General features: G+C 39.6%; 22 protein-coding genes. 7 read left to right on the top strand and 15 right to left on the bottom strand.

The features are described 5' to 3' along the window. Positions 1–74: 74 nt before the first annotated feature. The gene (locus ACFSGI_RS00705; RefSeq protein ID WP_204826467.1) at positions 75–1,286 is read right to left on the bottom strand and encodes an amidase; all 1,212 of its coding nucleotides are present in this window, start codon (positions 1,284–1,286) and stop codon (positions 75–77) included. A 200-nt stretch (positions 1,287–1,486) separates the two neighbouring features. Here ACFSGI_RS00705 and ACFSGI_RS00700 point away from each other — a divergent pair, with 200 nt between their 5' ends. Genes ACFSGI_RS00700 through ACFSGI_RS00690 form a run of 3 tightly spaced genes read left to right on the top strand, consistent with a single transcriptional unit; the run spans position 1,487 to position 3,201 of the window. Beyond that, a complete protein-coding gene (locus ACFSGI_RS00700) occupies positions 1,487–1,972 on the top strand; it encodes an Lrp/AsnC family transcriptional regulator (protein ID WP_204826466.1) in 486 nt (161 codons plus the stop codon). A gap of 3 nt (positions 1,973–1,975) precedes the next feature. After that, positions 1,976–2,638 (top strand): chromate transporter, encoded by a 663-nt coding sequence (locus ACFSGI_RS00695; protein ID WP_204826465.1) that lies wholly within the window; start codon positions 1,976–1,978, stop codon positions 2,636–2,638. Further along, positions 2,638–3,201 (top strand): chromate transporter, encoded by a 564-nt coding sequence (locus ACFSGI_RS00690; RefSeq protein ID WP_379282165.1) that lies wholly within the window; start codon positions 2,638–2,640, stop codon positions 3,199–3,201. The genes ACFSGI_RS00695 and ACFSGI_RS00690 overlap by 1 nt, the downstream gene beginning before the upstream one ends. Before the next feature lie 77 nt (positions 3,202–3,278). On the opposite strand, the gene ACFSGI_RS00685 is transcribed toward ACFSGI_RS00690, so the two are convergent. The 3 genes from ACFSGI_RS00685 to ACFSGI_RS00675 all read right to left on the bottom strand — a co-directional run bounded on the left by ACFSGI_RS00685 (position 3,279) and on the right by ACFSGI_RS00675 (position 5,624). Next, the gene (locus tag ACFSGI_RS00685) at positions 3,279–4,346 is read right to left on the bottom strand and encodes an S-layer homology domain-containing protein (protein WP_204826464.1); all 1,068 of its coding nucleotides are present in this window, start codon (positions 4,344–4,346) and stop codon (positions 3,279–3,281) included. An 85-nt stretch (positions 4,347–4,431) separates the two neighbouring features. Continuing rightward, positions 4,432–5,070: a macro domain-containing protein gene (locus ACFSGI_RS00680; RefSeq protein WP_204826463.1), complete on the bottom strand. Its 639-nt coding sequence runs from the start codon at positions 5,068–5,070 to the stop codon at positions 4,432–4,434. After that, positions 5,067–5,624: an RNA polymerase sigma factor gene (locus ACFSGI_RS00675; RefSeq protein ID WP_204826462.1), complete on the bottom strand. Its 558-nt coding sequence runs from the start codon at positions 5,622–5,624 to the stop codon at positions 5,067–5,069. The genes ACFSGI_RS00680 and ACFSGI_RS00675 overlap by 4 nt, the downstream gene beginning before the upstream one ends. Before the next feature lie 298 nt (positions 5,625–5,922). Here ACFSGI_RS00675 and ACFSGI_RS00670 point away from each other — a divergent pair, with 298 nt between their 5' ends. Beyond that, positions 5,923–7,269: an SMP-30/gluconolactonase/LRE family protein gene (locus ACFSGI_RS00670; protein ID WP_204826461.1), complete on the top strand. Its 1,347-nt coding sequence runs from the start codon at positions 5,923–5,925 to the stop codon at positions 7,267–7,269. Between the two features lie 121 nt (positions 7,270–7,390). Here the strand turns inward: ACFSGI_RS00670 and ACFSGI_RS00665 are convergent, their stop codons facing one another. Then, the gene (locus ACFSGI_RS00665; RefSeq protein ID WP_204826460.1) at positions 7,391–7,795 is read right to left on the bottom strand and encodes a CBS domain-containing protein; all 405 of its coding nucleotides are present in this window, start codon (positions 7,793–7,795) and stop codon (positions 7,391–7,393) included. Positions 7,796–7,997: 202 nt separating this feature from the next. Between ACFSGI_RS00665 and ACFSGI_RS00660 the strand changes: the two genes are divergently transcribed. After that, complete coding sequence (locus tag ACFSGI_RS00660; RefSeq protein ID WP_204826459.1) at positions 7,998–8,426, top strand: Imm63 family immunity protein; 429 nt, start codon at positions 7,998–8,000, stop codon at positions 8,424–8,426. A gap of 88 nt (positions 8,427–8,514) precedes the next feature. On the opposite strand, the gene ACFSGI_RS00655 is transcribed toward ACFSGI_RS00660, so the two are convergent. From ACFSGI_RS00655 to ACFSGI_RS00645, 3 genes are all read right to left on the bottom strand, one after another. Continuing rightward, positions 8,515–8,967 carry an Lrp/AsnC family transcriptional regulator gene (locus ACFSGI_RS00655; protein WP_204826458.1) on the bottom strand — a complete coding sequence of 151 codons (453 nt, stop codon included), beginning with the start codon at positions 8,965–8,967 and terminating at the stop codon, positions 8,515–8,517. A gap of 237 nt (positions 8,968–9,204) precedes the next feature. After that, positions 9,205–12,225 (bottom strand): ATP-binding protein, encoded by a 3,021-nt coding sequence (locus tag ACFSGI_RS00650; RefSeq protein ID WP_204826457.1) that lies wholly within the window; start codon positions 12,223–12,225, stop codon positions 9,205–9,207. After that, positions 12,225–12,614: a response regulator transcription factor gene (locus tag ACFSGI_RS00645; RefSeq protein WP_204826456.1), complete on the bottom strand. Its 390-nt coding sequence runs from the start codon at positions 12,612–12,614 to the stop codon at positions 12,225–12,227. Before ACFSGI_RS00645 ends, ACFSGI_RS00650 begins: the two co-directional genes overlap by 1 nt. A 270-nt stretch (positions 12,615–12,884) precedes the next feature. Here ACFSGI_RS00645 and ACFSGI_RS00640 point away from each other — a divergent pair, with 270 nt between their 5' ends. Next, complete coding sequence (locus ACFSGI_RS00640) at positions 12,885–13,385, top strand: CcdC family protein (protein WP_204826455.1); 501 nt, start codon at positions 12,885–12,887, stop codon at positions 13,383–13,385. A gap of 105 nt (positions 13,386–13,490) precedes the next feature. Here ACFSGI_RS00640 and ACFSGI_RS00635 read toward each other — a convergent pair whose 3' ends face one another. Continuing rightward, positions 13,491–14,504, bottom strand: a complete 1,014-nt coding sequence (locus tag ACFSGI_RS00635) for an NADP-dependent oxidoreductase (RefSeq protein WP_204826454.1) — start codon at positions 14,502–14,504, stop codon at positions 13,491–13,493. 267 nt (positions 14,505–14,771) lie between these two features. On the opposite strand from ACFSGI_RS00635, the gene ACFSGI_RS00630 reads away from it, so the two are divergent. Beyond that, positions 14,772–15,752 (top strand): L-lactate dehydrogenase, encoded by a 981-nt coding sequence (locus ACFSGI_RS00630; protein ID WP_204826453.1) that lies wholly within the window; start codon positions 14,772–14,774, stop codon positions 15,750–15,752. 148 nt (positions 15,753–15,900) lie between these two features. On the opposite strand, the gene ACFSGI_RS00625 is transcribed toward ACFSGI_RS00630, so the two are convergent. The 6 genes from ACFSGI_RS00625 to zwf all read right to left on the bottom strand — a co-directional run bounded on the left by ACFSGI_RS00625 (position 15,901) and on the right by zwf (position 22,061). Then, a complete protein-coding gene (locus ACFSGI_RS00625; RefSeq protein WP_204826452.1) occupies positions 15,901–16,665 on the bottom strand; it encodes an alpha/beta hydrolase in 765 nt (254 codons plus the stop codon). A gap of 376 nt (positions 16,666–17,041) precedes the next feature. Beyond that, positions 17,042–17,506 carry a universal stress protein gene (locus tag ACFSGI_RS00620; protein WP_379282157.1) on the bottom strand — a complete coding sequence of 155 codons (465 nt, stop codon included), beginning with the start codon at positions 17,504–17,506 and terminating at the stop codon, positions 17,042–17,044. A 54-nt stretch (positions 17,507–17,560) separates the two neighbouring features. Next, on the bottom strand, positions 17,561–18,775 hold the full coding sequence (locus tag ACFSGI_RS00615; protein ID WP_204826451.1) for an MFS transporter: 1,215 nt from the start codon (positions 18,773–18,775) through the stop codon (positions 17,561–17,563). A 26-nt stretch (positions 18,776–18,801) separates the two neighbouring features. After that, positions 18,802–19,221, bottom strand: a complete 420-nt coding sequence (locus tag ACFSGI_RS00610; protein WP_204826450.1) for a MerR family transcriptional regulator — start codon at positions 19,219–19,221, stop codon at positions 18,802–18,804. A 280-nt stretch (positions 19,222–19,501) separates the two neighbouring features. Next, positions 19,502–20,398, bottom strand: a complete 897-nt coding sequence (gnd, locus tag ACFSGI_RS00605; RefSeq protein WP_204826449.1) for a phosphogluconate dehydrogenase (NAD(+)-dependent, decarboxylating) — start codon at positions 20,396–20,398, stop codon at positions 19,502–19,504. Between the two features lie 166 nt (positions 20,399–20,564). After that, positions 20,565–22,061, bottom strand: coding sequence for a glucose-6-phosphate dehydrogenase (gene zwf, locus ACFSGI_RS00600; protein ID WP_204826448.1), 1,497 nt, complete (start codon positions 22,059–22,061; stop codon positions 20,565–20,567). Between the last annotated feature and the right edge of the window lie 381 nt (positions 22,062–22,442).

Here is a 22,442-nt window from a genome sequence, read left to right as displayed (position 1 = left end):
ACAAAATAAGCTCTATATCGAAAACCTTTTGTCATATCAAGGTATTTTCGGTATAGAGCTTGTACTGTATTTACTTATTTTTGGATCGTGTCAGCCCAGTTTTTAACCCATTGTAGTAAACGGATATCTTGACCTTTGCCTGCGATAATAGATAGACCAATAGGTGCTCCTTGTAAAGTAGTTACAGGAATACTGATCTGTGGCAGACCCGATAGACCTGCGATACACGATAATTGCATCGTTTGAGAGCGACGACGCTCATTGGCTTCTCCTTCAATATCAAGCGAAGGTGCTGAACTTGTTGCTGTTGGCAATACGAGTAATTTATGAGTACCTAACAATTGATGCAGACGCTCACTAACTTGCTGTTTTAAAGCAAATGAATGTTGATTTTCTTCTACACGTAACGTCGAAGCCCAGTCAAATCGATCTGCTATGTCTTTGCCAAAAGCAGGTTGTACCGTTTCGATCCATTCTTGATGTTCTTCCCAGATTTCTAATGCCTGAACTGTACGAAATGCAGTCATCCATGCGGATAATCCTTCTGGAGCTATTTCTGTCCATGACGTGCGACCGTTAGTGCTGGTCATATGATAGGTGATCTGCTCCATCCATTCTTGCAAAGCATGACGTGTCTCTGGCTCTGCCAAAGCCCATGCTTCTTCTGGAAAGTAGATATGGTCAAATGCAGAGTGCTCTGCTTCTTCTTCGGCATGATCGATTAATACTTTACCTACTTCTAATAACACGTCGGCAGAATTAGCCATCCATCCTACTGTATCAAATCCCGGTGCAAGTGGAATCACTCCATCGATAGGAACCAGCCCATGTGTAGGGCGCATTCCATAAATTCCACAATACGACGAAGGAATACGCACCGAACCGCCTGTATCTGTACCGATAGCAAAATCTCGCAAACCTGCCGCTACTGCTACAGCAGAGCCACTAGATGATCCTCCTGGAATACGATCTGTTGCTTGCGGATTGGTAGGCGTGCCATAATGAATATTTTGTCCATTCAAACTATACATTAGCTCATCGGTATGAGTCGTTCCTTGAAGAATAGCTCCTGCTTCGAGTAATCGCTGGATCGCCGATGCAGTCTGCGTTGCAGGTGAATGAGTACGCAACCAATCTGGATTACCTGCGCTAGAAGTATGACCTGCAAGTGCAAATACATCTTTGACTCCGAACGTCCATCCAGACAGTGATCCTTTTACCGCTAGAGGCGAAGATGAAGTCATCGTCAATTGTTCATTCATAAAGGCATTCCATGTTGATCCCATATCTATTCCTCCTACCGATACTATTTCTGTATATCACTACACGAATACGTAAGCTTTGTGTAAGTGAATTTTGATTTTTATGTTGAAAACGATTTTTAATCATTATATATTTAAACATATCGTAAATGAAAGAGTTATTTTTTAATCAAAATGAAATAAAATCAATCGTACATATAGCATATAAGGGGGCACATTTATTTATGAACCATCATCGTTCTACATCTGATAACCAACCGGTCGATATTGATGACATTGATCGCAAAATCATTACTATTCTGAACAAAAACGGTCGAATCTCGTATACCGATCTCGCTAAAGATATTGGATTATCTCGTGTAGCTGTACAAGCACGAATTAATGCATTAATCGAAAATGAAGTGATCGAACGATTCACTGCTGTAATTAATCCTGCCAAAATTGGGATTACTGTTTCTGCCTTTTTTAATGTAGAAGTAGAGCCCAAGCATCTGCAAGAAACAGCAGATCAATTAGCAGAAGAGCCTTTTGTCACCAGTCTTTATCATATGACAGGCCCGAGTAAATTGCATATGCATGGATTATTTATGGACAATCAAGAAATGGAATCGTTTCTTAAAGATAAATTATACAATATGCCCGGTATTATGAGCGTGGACTGTCAAGTGTTGATCACCCGTTACAAAAGCCGGATGGGAATGAGGTTGTAATCGATGAGTACACAACCACCAACATCTTCAGATCATAGTTCAACCCCTTCGTCTTATCATAAAGCGACCTATCGTGAATTATCATGGGCGATGATACGTACGGGTATTCTCGGTTATGGCGGCGGGCCTTCAGTGATGCCGCTGTTCCGGTACGAAGCAGTTACCCGTTATCGCTGGTTAAGTGATGATGAATTTGGCGAAATTCTTGCGCTTGGTAATGCACTACCAGGCCCAATTGCCACCAAGATGGCGGCATATCTGGGTTATCGGGGCAAAGGAGTACTAGGTGCTATTTTGGCAGTGATCGCTCATATTTTGCCTTCTTGTCTGGCGATGATTGTATTGTTATCTGCTGTCTCTTACTTGAGTCATTCCAAAATTATTCAAGGGATGATTGCTGCTGTTGTGCCTGTGATTGCTGTTATGTTAGGCGTGATGGCGTATGAGTTTGGTGAAAAAGCTGTCAAAGGATTAGGGATCAAAGTAGGCATCGGATTGTTTATTCTTGCTTTTATTTTATTGCAACTGTTGAGTGTTCATGCGGCTATCGTCATTGCACTATTTTTAGCTTATGGAGCTGTTCATTTCAAGTTTGTACAATGGTTAAAAGATCGGCGTAATCCACCTCAACCGCCTGTGAACAACAACGAAGGCGGTGAGGTGTAATGCATACACTTGCTATTGAATGGATCGAATGGCTTCGTTTATTCTGGGGATTCTTTCTAGCCAATGTACTGGGTTATGGTGGTGGCCCTGCTTCGATTCCACTAATGTATAATGAGATCGTCACTCATTATCACTGGTTAGATGATAAAACTTTTTCAAATGTGCTAGCGCTTGGTAATACACTTCCCGGGCCAATCGCAACCAAAATTGCTGCTTTTGTTGGCTATGATGTATCAGGGATCGGTGGGATATTCATCGCTTTATTTGCAACGATCGTGCCTTCTGCGGTTGCTTTGATTTTACTGCTTAACCTATTGCAAAAATACCGTACTTCTTCTGTGGTCAAAGGATTAACATTGCTAGTTCAGCCGGTTATCGCTGTCATGATGGCTGTACTGACATGGCAGTTAACCGCAGGTTCTTTTGTCTCGATAGGGATCTGGCAAAGTCTTGGTATTGCTATCGTTGCTTTCTGGGCGATGCAAATCCGCAAAATCCATCCTGCTTTTGTGATTTTAGCGGCATTTGTATATGGCGCGTTAGTTCTTCCGAATTTTATTTGATTGATCCTAAATGATATCAATGCAAAAAAACGACTGTATGCTATCTACAGTCGTTTTTTTATACCTATTTTATGATATTAGTCTGCAAGATTGCTGTTATCACTTACTCCGGTAATACTGCCTGCTTTCCCTTCTACCGGTGAACCATCGCCATTACTAGCAAATTGGAACGCATAACCGTAGTTAGTACTCACTTTGAAATGTTCCAATTGATCTGCTGTAAGATAAGCACCTACATACGTATAGTCTACTTTTTGTGCATTCCCTTCATATGTCCATGCTTTGGCAACATTCACATCATAATTCAATCCTTGTAGACGTTTTACTTCGGCTTGCACTTCTTTGCTATTGGTTTCTAAAGGAGTTCCATTCGAGAACAGATCAATCGCTACAAAATACTTCACATCTTGTCCTGCATATTGATCTAACGCCATTTTCACTGTTCTAACGTATAATTTTTCGCCATTGCTTGGTGCTGCATAACTTTCAGATACCATGTCTCCACTATTTTGATTTTTTTGAGGTTGTGGTACTTTTTTCTCGTGCGGTAATACGTCGATTCTTACTCCTTTGTCTTTCGGTTTTGCTGCTTTATCGCTTTTAATCTTTTTCAAATATCCTACAGCATTATTTAAGATCACATTTGCTTCTGCACGAGTGATTTCTTTTTTCGGATTCAAGTTTTGGTTATGATCTAACTTCACAATCCCAAGTACGATAGCCACTTGTACTGAACCTAAGAATGAAGGATTTAACTTTTTCATATCTTTGATATGAGGTGTAATCACATCAATCGCTGGCATGTTTCCCGCTGTTTCTAGAGCAGTCATCACTTCATCAATATAGCGTTCACGACTAATCTTTTGGTTAGGATTTGCTGCTTTGGATTTCACCTGGAATGCTTTTTCAATCATTTGGCTCGCTTGTGCTTGTGTTAATGTTTTACTGGATGCAATAGTTGTATTGCTAACCCCATTAGTAGTCGATTGGGCATGTAGTTTCACAATTGGTTCTTGTCCGGTTACACCTTTCAAATCTTGAACGCTAGATGTAGCTGCAAAAGACATACTTCCTAGTGATAAAGATAAGATAGATGCAGATAAGATCGAAGTTACGATTTTTTTGTTTTTGTTTTTGTTATTCATGTTAATTCCTCCTCGAATGTTTGAACAATAATGGCTTACACTATAAAAGACGACGTTTCGCTGTACAGGTTATTTTTGATTTATATTATTTTTTAAAATCGATATGAATACCTTGCTCTGCATCTACAGGTGTTCCATCACCATTGGTAGCAAAGCGGAATCCATAACCATAGTGTGAATCTGCTACAAAATTCTGTAACTGATCGGCTGTAAAATATCCAGCAATATAAGAATAATCCACTTTTTGTTGATTGCCTTGATACGTCCATGCTGTAGCATAACCAACATTATAGTTAAGTGCAGTCAGACGTTGTAATTCAGCTTGAGCTTGCGGACTGTTGTACTCTACAGGGTTCATATTGGCAAATAGATCAATCGCTACAAAGTATTTCACATCTTTCCCTGCATGTTTCTTCAAAGCTTGTTGCACTTCTGGACTATAGAATGTACTTCCATTAGTAGGTGTAGCATAACTATCTGATGGAATACCGTCTGAAGGCATCGTTTCACTTTGAATCACAGTTCCAGATGCTGTATAGATAGGATTTTGTTGATCCCACACATTTGTAGCCGTAAAAGCAATAATGACAGCCACCGCGGCAAAAGCAGCAGCACTAGACCACTTCAGCCAATAGACAGACTTCGGTTGACGGCGTGCTTCATAACGGGTCAATAATTCATCATCAATCTGCCCGATAGCACGATAAAGTTGTTCACTGTTCATAGATAGATTCCTTCTTCCCCAAGATACGCTTTGAGTTTGGTACGTGTACGAAAAAGACTGGCTTTAACATTGTTTTCTTTCATAGCGAATTGCCCGGCAATCTCTGCTTGTGAATGACTATACCAATACCTGGCTAAAAATAAATTGCACTCTCGTTCAGGTAATGTATGCAGAAATCGATTGATCGTTTGACTCAAATCTTTTTCCAAAATCGCTTGTTCTACATCATGATCAGAAGGAATACAATCATCGAGTTCACCCAGAATCATCGTCATATCACCGCCGCGCTTTTGAGCTTTTTTGGCTTTGAATTTATCCAGTGAAAGATTTCTGGTGATTCTGCCTACAAAAAAAGATAGTTTATTCGGTCGTTGTGGAGGAATCGCATTCCATGTGCGAAGCCATGTATCATTAACACATTCTTCTGCATCTTCCGAATCACTCAAAATATTGTAAGAGATCGTATAACAATATCTTCCGTACTGACGAGAAGATTCGATAATAGCCGATTCATTACGCGTCATAAATAGTTCTACAATTTCATTATCTTCCACCTGCATACTCTCCTTTGTGATCAATACGCCTTTCACTTATACAGACGATAAATATGAGATCAGGTTATTTTTTTAATATAAAAAAAAGGAATTATATTTTTCTTTCTTCTAAATGTAATATAATTCCAGAAAAAATAACATCCAGCGCACACTCTAGACTGGTCTTGATTTGGCTTTATACTTTTTATGGATATGTAACTATTGTCTTTTTGCTGTTAAAAGAAGGATAATTCTGCCTTGTAACGAATGCTACCGTTAGGCTGATAAAGCCAAATTAAACGTACAGGAGGGATTATTTTTGAAAAAAAGTAAGTCGATTGGCGTAGTTGTCGCTATGACGGGGTGTCTGTTGTTATCTCCATCGACAGGATGGGCAGCAGATACAGTAGATTCAGATATCCGAACACTTATTGAAGGCACAAGCACCAATTGGAGTAGCCATTTGATAGGAAAAAGTCTATACAGTCCTTATGCAGTAGTCGCTACTCAGTTGGGCGCTCAAGCGACATGGAATACAGAGCAAAATGTATTAACATTGACCAAAGAAGATATGACATTCACGTTGTATAAAGATGCTACATCTGCTAATAGCACATCACTAGCGAATCATACACTACAGGTTGTAGGGGATAATATACTGGTGCCTGTACGAGCAGTTTTCGAAGCTTTTGATTACAAAGTGGTCTATACTCCTGCTACTCGTTCTGTAAATATACAATCCGTGTCTACCGGGACTAACAATCCTGAACCAAGTGTCACTTCAGACACGTACCGATCAGTATCGATCTTAACAGACCTTGATCCAAGTACAGCCACAGGCCTACGGATAGAAGGTGTGATTGCTAATGAAGATAATCAAGTCTTTACTGTTGAAATGGGTAGTAAAAAGCTATATCGAATTGCCGCAGATACCGGAAAGATCGATACGTTGACTGAATTACCGCGTTCTGGAACAGGTATGGCACTCGATACTGAGGGTAATCTGTATATCGCCAGCGGAGGCGAAGAAGGTCTTATTTATCGAATTAATGAAGAAGATTTATCCAGTGCCGCTTTTGATTCATCCAAAGTAGTCACTTATGCCAGTGGTGTACCTGGAGCAAATGGATTAGCTTTTGATCGTAGTGGCAATTTGTATGTGAGTGGCGGAGCGACAGGAGCGATCTACAAAGTATCTTCTACTGGACAAGTCAGTACGTATGCAAGCGGGATCGTACCGACACGAGAAGAACAGAAAATCGTGGTGAATGGTATCGCTTTTGGCACAGACGGGCAATTATATGTAAGTAATACCAGCTCTGGAGAAGTCAATCGCTTTGCGATCAACAATGATGGTTCTTTAGGACAACGACAACTGGTAGCTCAAAGTCCTCTATTATATGGAGCAGATGGCTTGAACTTTGGACCGGATGGTGCGATATATGTAGCGGCGAATGAACGTAACGCTATTGTGCGTGTTAGTCTGAATGGACAGGTGAGTGATATTGCTAGTAATGATAACAAAGGCCCTTTAGAATTTCCTGCCAGTCTTCATTTTGTAGGCAATACGTTATATATTAGCAATTTTGATCAACCCCGCGGAATCAACAATCCAAATGATCCCGGTATTGGCGCTTCGATTGCAACGATTGATTTTGGTCAGTAAGATGTAGCTGGATCATATTATAAATACAAGCCTAACTGTTCATTTGATATGAGCAGTTAGGCTTGTATGATTTTGCAATCGTATACGATAGGTGGTTATCCAATAAGGAGCTATCGATGATTTAGTCTGTAATATTATCATTATAGTATTCAATAATATCTTTACGACGAATAATGCCGAGGAATATACCTTTGGTATCTGTTACAGGTACAAAGTTCTGATCGGCGGCAAGCGATAACATATCTTCCATAGCGGCTGTAATAATAACACTTTCATTACGAACATGTTTTTGAATATCGTAGACAGGAATCTCACGCATTTTTTCAAAATTAAGATCGCATGTATTTTTGAGTTTCCATAATAAGTCCCCTTCAGAAAGAGTACCTACATATCGTCCAGATTCATCGATAATCGGCAATGCTGTGTAAAAATGACTTTCTAATATTTCTAATGCTTCAAACATTGAGATTGTTGAAGGAATATAAGCGACTTGTTCTTTAGGCAGTAAAAAAGAAGAAATTTGCATCTGCTGTAGACACTCCTTTGGCTATAAATTGTGATGTATATCTATTAAAACATACATATGACTAGATGTGAAAGCGATTGCAGGTTGAGATTTTGTAACTATTTGATAAGATTGAATCGGTAATCGCCTTTATTTATACTATAGTAGACACTGCTACATAACACTCGATCTGTAATAAAGCTCTAGAAATGAGGTTGTTTGAATGATGATCTATACCGCACAGCAGATTATAGAAAAGATCACATCGTTACTTCAGAAAACAACGATCTATGATCAACAACAACACTTTCAATGGGTACATGCTCCTTTTTTCGATCAAGAACGATTTGAACTTTCGCCTTATATTCAGATGACCAACGAAGGTTATGTATTAAAAATGTATGAAAGAAATGGACAAATACTACATAAACTGACTGCTGATGTAGATGATGTGGTGTACTGGATTTTAGAAAATACAATTCAACTGATTCTACATACAGACCGATTACAACGTCAGCAACAGGATTCTTCTTATTTGAATACAGATGAACCCTTTATTCAAGCTCAAGCCAATCAAGCTTTTTCTGACATAGGTGGAATCTATGAACAATGGCATTATCAACATCGAATCAGTACGTTAGAGACGCCTTAGTAACAGTATCATAACTATCCAAGCCGTTTATAGCATGCAAAAGGATCTTGTCTCTACAAGATCCTTTTTGGTCTAACACCAAATCATATTAGATCATATGCTGATCTTTGCTCATCGTAGGTACAAGAGATTTGTGATCGATAGGAGAAGAAAGAGTGATTAACGCAGTGTATGAACCGTGGCTAGTAATACAATCTTCAAACGGTTCCAAATCCATAATAGATGCTGTTACCACTTTGATCAAATAATTGTAATCTCCGCTAACTCGGTGACATTCTACGATCTGAGCCGTCTCCTGACAAAATTGTACAAACGCTATTCCATCATTCGCTCGGAATAAATAATACGCTGTTGTCAATTTGCCAATCTTATCCGGTGCAACGATGGCTCTATATTGCTGAATCACTCCACTCTCTTCCATTCGACGTACTCGTTCGGTCACTGCCGGTTGAGATAGCCCTACTTCTTTCCCCAGTTCGGTCATTGAAATACGTGCTTGGGTTTGCAGACAGAGTAGAATATGTTGATCCACCTGATCCATGAATGTTCACTCCTTTAATTTCAAGGTTATATCGCTAAATAAATTTAAATCATTACGTATGTAAGCAAAATAAATCGGTTGTTATATGTAGTATTGCGATAATATCATATAAAATGAATAGAGTAAATCCTAACTATCTGGCTCATTACAAAAACACCTTCTGACTTCAGTCGCTGTAGATGCACATCATCATGTTCAGCATACTTTGAAAGCAGAAGGTGTTTTATCTTTTACAGATTACTCATGAGGCGGTGTATCTTCTTTAATCCAATCTACGTGTATAAAATCTTCATTCAACTGCAATTCAGCTTCACCTAGCCCATTTTTTTGCAAGGTTGTTTTGACAGTATCTTCATTTTGCATTGCGACAACCAATCCTGTACTTTTTGTATCGCTGTGGATCAAGTTCATTCCTAGTTCTAACAACCGTTCTACACTAAATGGCTTTTGTAAATATCGTTCATTCGATGTTTCTGCATAATTGTCCGGTTGATCTAATGCAGACGAGATAATTACAGGCACATGCCGATAAGCTTTGTTATTTTTGAGTGCCTGAATAAAATCCCATCCATTTTGCGAGCCATGTAGCTGTACATCCACCAGACATAATAACGGTGGTTGCTGACTATATTCCAGAGCAAGCAATGCTTCTTCTGCGGTATCCATACGCAAAATATCATAATTCTGTTCTTCAAAGGTAGCACCGATCAGACGGGCTAAATTTTCATCGTCTTCTAGCACCACAATTTTGTGATCCAGTACATCTAGCTGGAATTTGGGCAATTTAATATAGAATGTACTGCCTTCACCTAAAATAGAATCAAAATACACTTCTCCGCCTAAGTCCTCTATGATTTCTTTGACAATCGCAAGTCCCAAGCCTGTTCCACCGATCTGACGACGATCTGAATTGTCTACCCGATAAAATTTGCCAAACATATGTGGCTTCGATTCTTCAGGTATACCCAGTCCATAATCTTGTACCGCAGCAATCCAGTGAGTATCTCCATCGATCAAGCGAACATCGACACGATTTTGACCGGGTGAGTACTTAATCGCATTACTGATCAAATTATGCATAACCTGTGTGATTCGATCGCTATCTGCTCGTACCAGACATACTTCTTCAGGTACATCGATTCCGATCGTATAGCCTTGCTTGTTATCCCACTGTTTGGCTACACTTTGCACAATCGGATTGATATCAAACGGAATCAGTGTATAATTTTGCTTGCCTGATTCCATCCGTTGTAGATCCAGAAAATCACTGATCAGATTGGATAAGCGATTCGCTTCTCCATGTATGGTTTCCATGTATTTTTTCGCTTTTTCCGGTTTGACTTCGCGATGAAGCAATATCTCGACAAAGCCTAAAATACTTGCCAGTGGAGTCCGTAATTCATGCGATACAATACTTACAAATTCATTTTTCAATTGATCTGCTTGCTCTTCTTCTGTGCGATCGCGGAATACAAACAGATGATAATTTTCCAAATTCATGCCTTTGATCATATTCATATACATTTCCATATAATAAATAGATCCGTCACGTCCTTGCAGTGAAAACTGTGTTTTCCACTCTTTGCTTTCTTCGATTAATAGCTGCTGAATCTGCTCGCTCAACATCGTATGTTCTACTGTATGATTGTCCAAGTATTCTGTCAGCGATGTAATATTGGCTCCTGTAATCAGTTCTGGATTCACACGACTTACCTGTTGATTGCAAAATGAAATCGTTCCTTGTGGATCGCAAAGTACCAATCCTTCATGCAAAGAATCGATAATCTGTTGAATCGTATCCCGTTGTTGCTTGAGCATCCGCTTTTCCAGTTCCAATTCCGCATTAAGTTCTTCCAGACGAACACTTTGCTTGCGGCGCTCTTCACTTGCTAATTGCGCTTGATATGCCAATCCAAATTGTCCGATAAGCCCTTCGGTCATTAATTTATCTTTGATATGCACCATCAGACTGCCATACGTTGTAAAAAGCACAAACCCAAGCACATTCATTTCTTCATTAAAAATAGGATAGTAATGATCATCTGCACGTTCATATCCTTGATGAACTCCTTTTTCTTCAGTGCTTAGACTACGACTACGTACAATTGGAGACTTTTCTTCTAATACTTGTAATGCCGGGCCAAATAAATGGTCAATCGCTTCTCCATGTATCGTATGCGGCCATCCGATCGAATACATCATACGTGATGAAGCAGGATTGCCTATCTCCTCCTGGATAACCAGCATCAACGCATCATGGCGGGTAGCTTGCATTAACGCACGCAGACTACTTTCCAAAAAATCACTCATCTGTGCAAAGCCGGTCAGCTTTTCTTGATAAGAATTAATCAATTGTAACTGTGTCTCTCGCTCGGTTAAGCGTCCCAAAATCGTTTCCTGTTCTTGCTGTTGCATTAGGATTTCTTCATTCTGAGCTTCCAATTCGTCATGTTGTTCTCCCATTTGACGTAGACTTTCTTCCAGTTCTTGATGACGTTCTTTCAACTGGTCGCTCATATGATTAATGCCCGTTACTAGACCGCCAATTTCATCTTGCGAAAAGGTATGTTCTAAATGAATATATTCCCCTTTGCTGATCCGCTCAACAGCTTGCTCCATCTGGGCAATCGGGTGAATAATCGATTTGCGTAAATACCGGATTAATATCACTGCTGTTCCTAGCCCTAACAAAATCAACACCAACGGTACAAACAAGATCAAAGAATTGATACGTTTGCTTTTGGCAATCAGATCATTTACTTCTTGCCGTTCAATCTGCATTAATCGATCCAATTCGCTGTTGACCGATTGGACGAGAGCGGTCGTAATCGTCTGTGAAATACGATTGATTTCAGTTTGATTATTTTGTTGTTTGAGTGCTTGCATCACTGGAAAATAACTAAAGTACTCTGTACTTTTGCGCGATAATTCATCCAGACGTGAATCTTCAGCCTGAACTTTTTTAAAAGTATCCAAACGTGTTATAAATTCATCGCGACTGCTCTCTGCTTCGAGGAAAAATTCATTGCGATCATATGCCAAATATGCCCGAAAATCAGACACTGCTGTACGATAATCTTCATCCATATCTTGAATCTGATTTTGCTGATTAAGATGTGTATTGATATCATTGGTAATATCTGCGGTCTGTTGCTTAAAAAACCACTCGACTGCAAAAATAATAATGCCAAAAACTAAAAAAAGAACAATCGTCCATAAAGCGACTCGACGTGCCAGACCCCCGCGGGCTGGATTCATTACTCATCCCCTCCACTGCCTGACAGTAATTCTTCTGCTGCATCCATTAATTGCAGTGGGCTAAATGGCTTGGACATATATAAAGACACTCCTGCTTGTTCCGCACGAATCCGATCTTTCTCCTGTGCTTTGGCTGTAAGTAAAATAACAGGCTTCTGCGCATTGACTCCACCGCTTTGACGTAACCATTCACATACTTCTATTCCTGTAGCTTCAGGCATCATATAATCCAAAATCACAAGGTCAAAAGGGTGACTCGACAGCTTTTCTTGAGCTTGCTTACCATCTTCTGCTTCGACCACGTTGTAGCCTTCATCTTCTAACGTTTCTTGAAGCAAAAAGCGCAAAGCCGGTTCATCTTCTGCAATTAAAATTTGATAGGTTGTCATTTCACTGTATTCCCCTTTGTAGTAATAGATTATAGAACATGATATGGCTATACTGAGCTTGTATATTTTGATGAATCTACTCTACATTTTACTATATTTTACTATTTCGACAAAATGACTTTTTATCGTTGTAGGTCTTTCACACTATAAGTAAAATTTTAACAAAATAGACCACTTTGCAAGCTTTGATCTCAACGATCACTACTGGTAATATGATATAATGAAAGCGTAATTCCATTTTAATTGCAGAAGAGGGGTTTGACCTTTATTATGCTACAATTTAGTCCCTCATTTTTACAGATCGGATCAACTGTAGGTCTGTTAGTGATTGCGATAACAGCGATTCTGGTGCGTTCTCGTACAAATCACAGACCGGTCAATGCCAAAAAAATTCTGATCCCACCTATGGGAATGAGTACTGGTTTTCTAATGTTCGTTGTAGCTGATTTCCGGGTTTCCTGGATATGGGCTTTGGGTGCTTTTTTAGCAGGTTGGTTTATTTTTTCGTATCCGTTAATTCGAGGTACCAAGTTTGAACGTTCAGGTACAGATATCGTGGTACAACGTTCCAAAAGTTTTCTGTTTATTTTAATAGGTCTATTAATGATTCGTTTACTTTTACACCGATTTATTGAGCAATATATTTCGATTCCGCAGACAGCAGGCGTATTTTTTATTCTCGCTTTTGGAACATTGTTGCATTGGAGAATATCGATGTACCGTCAATATCGCAAAATGACATCAGATGAAGCGATTCCTTTGTCTAAATAATCTGTATTAACGCACAAAAACCGACTTCTACAAAACAGAAGTCGGTTTTTGTTTATTTCTATTGTTGTGGTTATCATGCCATTTTATAAATGAGCTAGCATATCATTAATCGGTCACTTTCACCAATTGTTTACCTAGATTTTCGCCACTGAATAATCCGATAAAAGCTTGAGGTGTATTTTCAAAGCCTTCTACCACATTTTCGCGATATTTGAGTTTGCCTTCTTTAACCCAGCTACCCATTTCTTTTAATCCTTCTGCTGCGTCGGCGGCATAATCGCCAACCAAGAATCCTTTTAGCAACACTGTACGTTTGAGTAGTGTAGGCTGGATACGTGGGCCAATATCCGGTTTTTCATTGTTATACAGAGAAATCTGTCCACATAATGGAATACGTGCATTCGTATTAAGTAGATCAATAACTGCATCAGAGATTTCACCACCGACATTATCAAAATAAATATCGACTCCATCCGGGCAAGCTTCTTCTAGCGCTTCACGTACAGGTTTCTCGTCTTTGTAGTTAATGACTGCATCGAATCCAAGTTCATCTAACAAATAACGATTTTTTTCTTCAGAACCGGAGATACCGACAACGCGACATCCTTTGATTTTACCAATCTGTCCTACTAACATCCCTACAGCACCACCTGCACCAGAGACAACCAATGTCTCCCCCGGTTGCGGATTACCGATACGAAGTGTACCAAAATAAGCAGTGAGTCCAGGCATACCCAGTACACCTACAGCAGTCGAGATCGGAGCGAGCTCTGGATCGACTTTGCGACAAGTGTCTGCATCAACAACCGCATATCGTTGCCATCCCCATCCACCGACAACAATATCGCCTTCTTGATAACGAGAATCGTTACTTTGAAGAACTTTACCGATTGAACCACCACTCACAGGTTCGTTTAGAGCATAAGAAGCAGCATAAGATTTCGCTTCACTCATGCGCCCTCTCATATACGGATCGACAGATATATATAAAGTCTGAATTTGCAATTGTCCTTCAGCAGCTTCCTCAAGTGGTTGCTGATCAATCGTAAAGTTTTCTGCGGTTGGTACACCTTTAGGACGGCTTACCAGTAGAATGCGTTCATTTTGAATCGTAGACATGATCTATTCCTCCTTGTTTGGCTTACTCCTTATTATTACCCTCAAACGACAATTCTATCGCGTATTCACATTTTTATCACATTCTAATCATTTCAAATAAATATTAAGTTAAGTTTCATGACACATCTGTTAATAATAAGCAAAATAAAGTAATATTATAAGTGATGATGAATAGTTAATTGACATTGAAATGCACTTTAGTTGTATTTTATTAAATATAGATCAGCCAATATTACATGGCATAAAAGGATAAGTAGGAGGTTAGCTATGCGGAGAAAATCAAGAAAAGTGGCTATCGTAGGTGCAGGAATGGTAGGCGCAGGTTGTGCATATTCGATGATTAATCAATCGATAGGTGATGAGATTATGATGATCGGACGTACACATGAGCGTGCAGTAGCACAAGCATTGGATTTGTCACATTGTATGGAATTTACATCTCACCGTACCAAAGTCTATGCAGGTACATTAGAAGATTGTGGAGATATGGATATTGTAATTATTACTGCTGGTGCTAATCCTGTACCCGGGCAAAATAACCGGATGAATATTTTACATGAGACGGCTGCGATTGCTCGCGAAATTACAGAACCTATCGTTGCTAGTGGATTCAACGGTGTATTTATTATTGCGGCTAATCCTGTAGATGTGATCACTCATCTTGTATGGCAAATTTCAGGCTTCCCGCGTGAGCGTGTGATCGGAACAGGTACATCGATCGATTCTTCTCGTCTCAAGACGCTACTTTCCGATGTCTTTTCGATCGATCCACGTAGTGTACATGGATATGCACTTGGAGAACATGGAGAATCTCAATTTGTCGCATGGTCACATGTTACGATTGGTGGTAAGCCATTACTTCATATTTTGGATCAACATACGGCTCGTTTTCCTGATCTGAATCTCGATGATATCGCTCGCAAAACCAAAGATGCAGGATGGGAGATTTTTACCCGCAAAGGCAATACTCAATTCGGTATCGGCAATGCGCTTGCATATATTGCCCGCTCGATTCTTAATGATGAACAACGGATTATTGCTGTTTCTTCTATATTAGAAGGCGAATACGGACAATACGATGTATGTGCAGGTGTGCCTGCGATTATCGGTGGCGAAGGAATCAAAGAAATTATTGAGTTGCAACTAAGTAAAGAAGAGCAGACCAAATTCGAATACTCTTGTCAGCAAATTCGTAATGGTATCGAAGCTGTTCTACCTGTGGTCATTCCTAATAGCGATGTTGTCTAAGCAATAACCAATCTAGCTATTTCACAATGATATTTATAAATTAATCCGATCAAAAAAAGAGCTATACTTCTGACATGATCAGATCGTATAGCTCTTTGGCTTGGATTAGATATTCAGTTATGAAAGCCGTATTACATATTCCTTCTCATTACTCTCCAATACCAGACACTGCATTCCATTCCAGACTTTCTAGGAATCGATATATATCCTCAAATACCAGATCATGTTGCTTGTCCATCGTCAGAATATGACCGGACTGGTTATACCATTTCAGCTCTTTAAGTGGCATGGTCAGCTCGTCATAAATAATCCGGGCGCTCTCCAGATAAAGATCTTCATCGAGCTCGCCCTGCATAATTAATGTCGGTGCGGAAATGCGCTTCACCTGACTAGCGGTAGAAGCAATTAGTTTGCGTAACTGATCTAGACTGTGCAGTGGCTCTTCAGCCAATTGTATCAGTTCCTGCTCAATCTGCGGCTCTTCTTTGCCCTCAATCGACTTGAACCAGCGGGCATATTCGAGTACCCGTCTAAGGATATCCTCATTGTCTTTTTCACGTATCGGTGCACACATAGAAACAATAGCTTTGGCGGGAAACAAAGTACCCAGCCGTAGGGAGAACACACCGCCTAGTGATACACCCACTACAGCGATCTCTTCATATCCTGCCTGCTCTAAGTATTCATAACCTTCCACAGCACTTTCCCACCATGCCGAAGGTTTGGTGTGTAGCAGTTCCTCTGGAATAGTGCCGTGTCCTTTATACAGCGGTCCATGACAGGTATATCCTCTATCATTCAGGAAACGTCCCAGTTTGCGGACATGCAGTGTATTGCCGGTGTATCCATGCAATAGCAGTACAGCCCTTGCTCCTCCGCGATAAGTAAATGACTGAGGGGGAACCAGTTTCATCCGATCATCTCTCCAATTCTATTTTTTTCTATATTATAAACAGAATGACTGCCCTAAAAGCAGAACCAGAAGTAAGAATACCACACTTGCTACCGGTAGCCTAATCCGCAGTATACGGATCAGAAATGCTCGTAGCTGTTGGTTATCCCACTTCTGGTATAAAGAGATTTCTGTCTTATTCTGTTACTGCAATACTATCCCGATACTCACCCTATAATCGGCATTGTCTAAGCTGTTGCCTTATTCATAAGAAATCTAGCTGATTACTCTAAATCGTTATCAACTATCAAATCAAAAAAAGAGCTATACTTCTGAATAATCAGATCGTATAGCTCTTTTGCTTGGATTACCTATTCATCTATTTGTATTCTGTGCGTTATTTTACAGTTAATACCGGACAGTTGGCATGCTGGATCACTTTGTGACTAACACTGCCGAGGAACAGTTCAGACATTTTACTCATTCCTCTCGTTCCCATCACGATTAGATCGTAATTTTGGCTATTCGCCAGATCGCAAATAATCGTCGCTGGATCACCTGTCTGATAATTAATATCATATTGGATACCTGTAGGATTAAGCACTTGACGATAAGGTTCTGTCATTTCATGCCCTTCTTCGTTCAACTTCGCATCCACATCAATACCTAGTGGTGGCTCAGCAACCATCATAACCGGATTAACATGAACCGCTGTTAGTGAAGGCTTATTTGATAACGATTGAATCAATTCGATCGCTTTCTGTAATGCTCGATCTGCGTGTTCTGATCCATCTACAGCCACTAATATTTTACGAAATACGGAACCTGTTGGCATCTGTTCTTGTGATTGAATATTGGTCATGGTTATCCTCTTCCTTCTATATATAGAATCAAAAATTAGATGTAGAACCTAAGATTAGTGAGCATGAGATACATCGATATCACGTAAATGACGACGACGTACAATCAATACCAATACCCCGATAAATACCATTAATGCACCAAAGTAAAATGGCATCTGAGCATTATACCATTCAGATAATTTACCTGCTAACCAAGGAGAAGCTGCACCACCTAAGAAACGAACAAAGCTATATGAAGCAGAAGCTACAGAACGTTCTACAGGAGCCGATTCCATAACTGCTGTTGTAATCAACGTATTATTAATACCTAAGAAAATACCTGCAACGATAACAGCCACAATAACAGTGGTTGGTGAACCCATAAATGTACCGATACCCATCGCTAGCAAATCAAGTGTAAATAAAGTCAACATCACACCCATGGAAGCAGCAAGGTTAAAACGACTTTGTAATTTAGGTGCTACAAATACTGAAGTGAAAGCAAGCAAGATTCCCCATCCAAAAAATACATAGCCAAGTCCATGTTCGTCTAAGCCCATGACATAAGGAGAATAAGCCATCAATGTAAAGAAACCAAAGTTATATAAGAAAGCAACAATCGCTAATGTTTTGAGTGCTGGATAGCTAAGTGCTTTGAATGGATCAGCGAGTGAACTGCGTTTAGTTGGTTTTGGAATTTTCGGTAAAACGAATAAAATAAATAAGAAACCAATCACCATCAAGACACTAACTCCGAAGAAAGGACCTCTCCAAGAGATCGAACCCAATTCTCCACCAAGCAAAGGCCCTACAGAAATCCCTAGTCCAAGTGCCGCTTCGTACAAAATAATCGCTTTCGCTGTACCGGATGTAGATAATCCTACGATTGCTGACAATGCTGTTGCAATAAAGAGTGCATTACCTAATCCCCATCCACCGCGGAAACCAACGATTTGAGCAATCGTATCAGATGCTCCGCCTAACGCTGAGAACGCGATAATAAGCAAAATTCCACTTAATAATGTCCATTTAACCCCGATCCGACTGGATACAAAACCTGTAATTAACATCGCTAGACCAGTAACCAGATTATAACTGGTAAATAGTAACGAGACCTGACTTTTACTTGCATGTAATTGATTGGCGATTGCTGGCAAAATAGGGTCAACTAAACCCAGACCCATAAATGAGATTACACAAGCAAAAGCAACAGCCCAGACGGCTTTAGGTTGAGAAAACAACCCGCCACGTTCAGGCAGTTCTTTTAAAGTAGATGTTTTGGTACTCATATTGATGTATTCCTCCTTGGAAAACGTTAATTTAATTGAGCTAATCCTTCTTGAATCCGTTGACGCAATAATTCTGCATCGGCTTTGAACGCATAGATACGGTTTAACTTCTCATCCACCATATGTAGCTGTTGATCTAACGTCTTATTCATTTCGATCAATTGCTGACGACGTTCTTCTTCATCCGTAGTGTTGCGGTATTGCTCGCGCTGATCATTGAGCATCTCGGTTACTTTGACATAATGCTGTAATTCTTGAAGCGAGAAGCCTAGCACATCGCGAGCATTAATAATTTTTTTGAGCCGATCAATATCTGTCTGACTGTATAGCCTTGTTCCGCCATCACTACGTTGAGGAGAAACAAGTCCAATCTCTTCATAATAACGAAGTGTACGCTTAGTTAAGTTACAGGCAGTGGCTACTTCATCGATCTTATAGAGAGTCATCTGTTATCCCTCACTTTGTTTGTGCTTCAATATTTTATATAAAAATAATTACATATTGATTATGTAACTATAATACTACTATCTCACGTTAACGTCAATGTCATATCACAAATTTATATGTATTTTTTGTTATATAGAAAAAGACACTTCATAAGGTATCCTTCTATAACCTGACGGCTATAAAATGACTATCCTATGAAGTGCCTCTCGATTTTGCTATCTTAAAAATCATTCTTCGATTGTACTAGAAGATATCGCGCTTTGATTGCCAAGCGCTAGATTATTGTTTTTTCTCTACAGCGTGTCCGCCAAATTCGTTACGTAGAGCTGCTACCACTTTACCTGTAAATGTATCGTTGTCTAGAGAACGGTAACGCATCAATAGAGACAATGCGATAACTGGAGTCGCCATTTGTAGATCCATTGCTTCTTCTACTGTCCATTTACCTTCACCAGAAGAATGCATGATTCCTTGAATTTCTTCTAAGTTACCATCTTTTGCAAATGCGTTTTCTGTCAATTCCATTAACCATGAACGGATAACAGAACCGTTATTCCATACGCGTGCTACTTTTTCGTAGTTGAAATCGTACGGGCTTTTCTCTAATACTTCAAATCCTTCACCGATTGCAGCCATCATACCGTATTCGATACCGTTATGAACCATTTTCAAGTAATGACCACTACCTGATTCGCCTGCATACAAGAAGCCATTTTCAACAGCAGTATCGCGGAATACCGGTTCAACTACATCCCAAGCTTCTTTGTCGCCACCAACCATATAACAAGCACCGTTACGAGCACCACTCATACCGCCTGAAGTACCTGCATCCATGTAACGAATACCTTTTAATTTCAATTCGTTATAACGACGAATCGATTCTTTGTAGTGAGAGTTACCTGCTTCGATCACGATATCATTTTCGTTTAACAATGGAGCGATTTCTCCCAATACAGAATCAACTACACCATGAGGAACCATGATCCAAAGAATACGTGGAGATTCCAAGTTAGATACAACTTCTGCTAATGTGTATGCAGGTGTTGCACCCAAATCAGCGATTTCTTTTACCGCTTCTTTGTTCAAGTCAAATGCTACAACCTCGTGGTTGTGATCCATCAAGTTTTGTCCAAGATTCATACCCATTTTTCCTAATCCAACTAATCCGATTTTCATTTGTGTAACCCTCCGTGTCTTTTTATAAAAGTCCTTGTTACTCACTATCCATAAGTCTTTTCTCTATTGATCTATATCTACAAAGCCAAATCTTAGCTTTAGATCACATGTAGAATACGCTCTGTAAAACATATACCAGAGCGTATTACCCATTTTATGGTATCTGTTAAACGACTGCTGCTGGAGCAGAAGCTTGAACAGGTTGATCTTTTAACCATTGGAATCCTTCAACAGCAAGCAATTCATTAGAAGCTTCAGGTCCATACGTACCTGCTGGATAATGATGTATTGGCAAATCGTTATCTGCAAATGCTTCTAAAATCGGTTGTACCCACTGCCAAGACAATTCAACTTCATCCCAGTGCGCGAAGAATGTTGCATCTCCACGTAGTGCATCATTGATAAGCAATTCGTATGCTTCTGGCTCGTTATCTGAACCGACTTTGAATTCAGCAGTCATCGGCTCAAGGCGACCTGTGATCACATTTTTATGATTTAATTGTAGTGTGATTTTTTGATCTGGATTAATGCTGATCACCAACATATTCGGTTGAGCATCACAAGCTACACAGATATCTTCGTTTTTCATCACGTCTTTAAATTCAATTACGATACGAGTGGATTTCTCTTTCATACGTTTACCTGTACGAATATAGAAAGGAACGCCTTGCCAAGAAAAATCGTCTACCCATACACGAGCCGCGATAAATGTATCTGTCACTGAACCTGGAGTGATTCCTGGCTCATCCTGATAAGAAGCTAATACTTTGCCATTGCTTTCACCAGCACTATATTGAGCACGTACGATATGTTTGTGCGCATCTTCTTTAGAAATGGAGCGTAAAGACTGAGCGATATGTTTTTTGTGAGAGCGTACATCGTCTACTGTATGACCAGCAGGCAATGTCATTGCAGTCATCATCAACACTTGCAACATATGGTTTTGCATCATATCACGAATAGCACCTGTATGATCATAATAACCTGCACGTTCTTCTACACCAACTGTTTCTGCTGCTGTAATCTGTACATTAGCAATATGACGGTTGTTCCAAAGTGCTTGAATAGCTGGATTGGTAGAAGCTAAAGATTCCAAATTTTGCACCATTGGTTTGCCCAAGTAGTGATCAATACGGAAAATTTCTTCTTCTGCAAATGTTTTGCTTAATTGTTCATTCAACTGACGAGCAGAAGAAAGATCATGTCCAAATGGTTTTTCGATAATCAGACGTTTCCAGCCTGTTGTTGTTCCAAGTCCACTATCTTTGATATTCGTCGCAATCACTTCAAAGAATTCAGGAGCGACAGACATATAGAACATCCGATTTTGTGGGATATTTAATTCTGTTTCACGAGCTTCGACGATTTTGAGCAGTTCTTGGTAACCTGCTGTATCATCAACATTTAAGATATGGTAACGAATCGAGCGAAGAAAAGCATCTACGGATTCGCGATTTTCTGGTTTGTTGCGTGAAAATTCTTCTAGTGCCTGTTCTACGTAAGTCTGGAATGTAGCATCATTGAACGATTTTCTTCCTAAACCAATAATTGAAAAAGCTTCAGGCATTTTGCTATCTACAAACAAGTTATACAAAGCAGGGAAAATTTTACGTTTTGCTAAATCCCCTGTTGAGCCGAACAATACAAAAGTCATTGCTTCCATTCGTTTCTCCTCCAAAGTACCCTACTCCAACACATTTTCTATTCTATCGTGCGGGTATATTTTATCTACGTGACATGTGGTGTGTTCATTCTTGCTACAAAGATACGGTTGATATAGCAACTATATCGCCAAAAAATAAACGAGCATTTTTTATTATGTACGACTTTACATAAAAGAAGTCGTTGCATATCCAAATCTCGCTTTAAAGTCAATCCGTCGTTGTGTCTCTTTTGTGACAGACACTGTTTACAAAATCCACAATAGACCTTGTGTCGAACAATGTCAAGGATAAAAATGAAAGTTTCAGAATGAACATTACTTATTCCGTCAATTTATTATCGGTATTTTGGCATGACTTGTGAATAGCTTCGTTGACAATAA

The organism is Paenibacillus nicotianae (assembly GCF_042681745.1).
GTDB lineage: Bacteria > Bacillota > Bacilli > Paenibacillales > Paenibacillaceae > Saccharibacillus > Saccharibacillus nicotianae.
The sequence above is the reverse complement of the archived record's forward strand: the minus strand, read 5'-3'. Positions and strand labels throughout refer to the sequence as shown.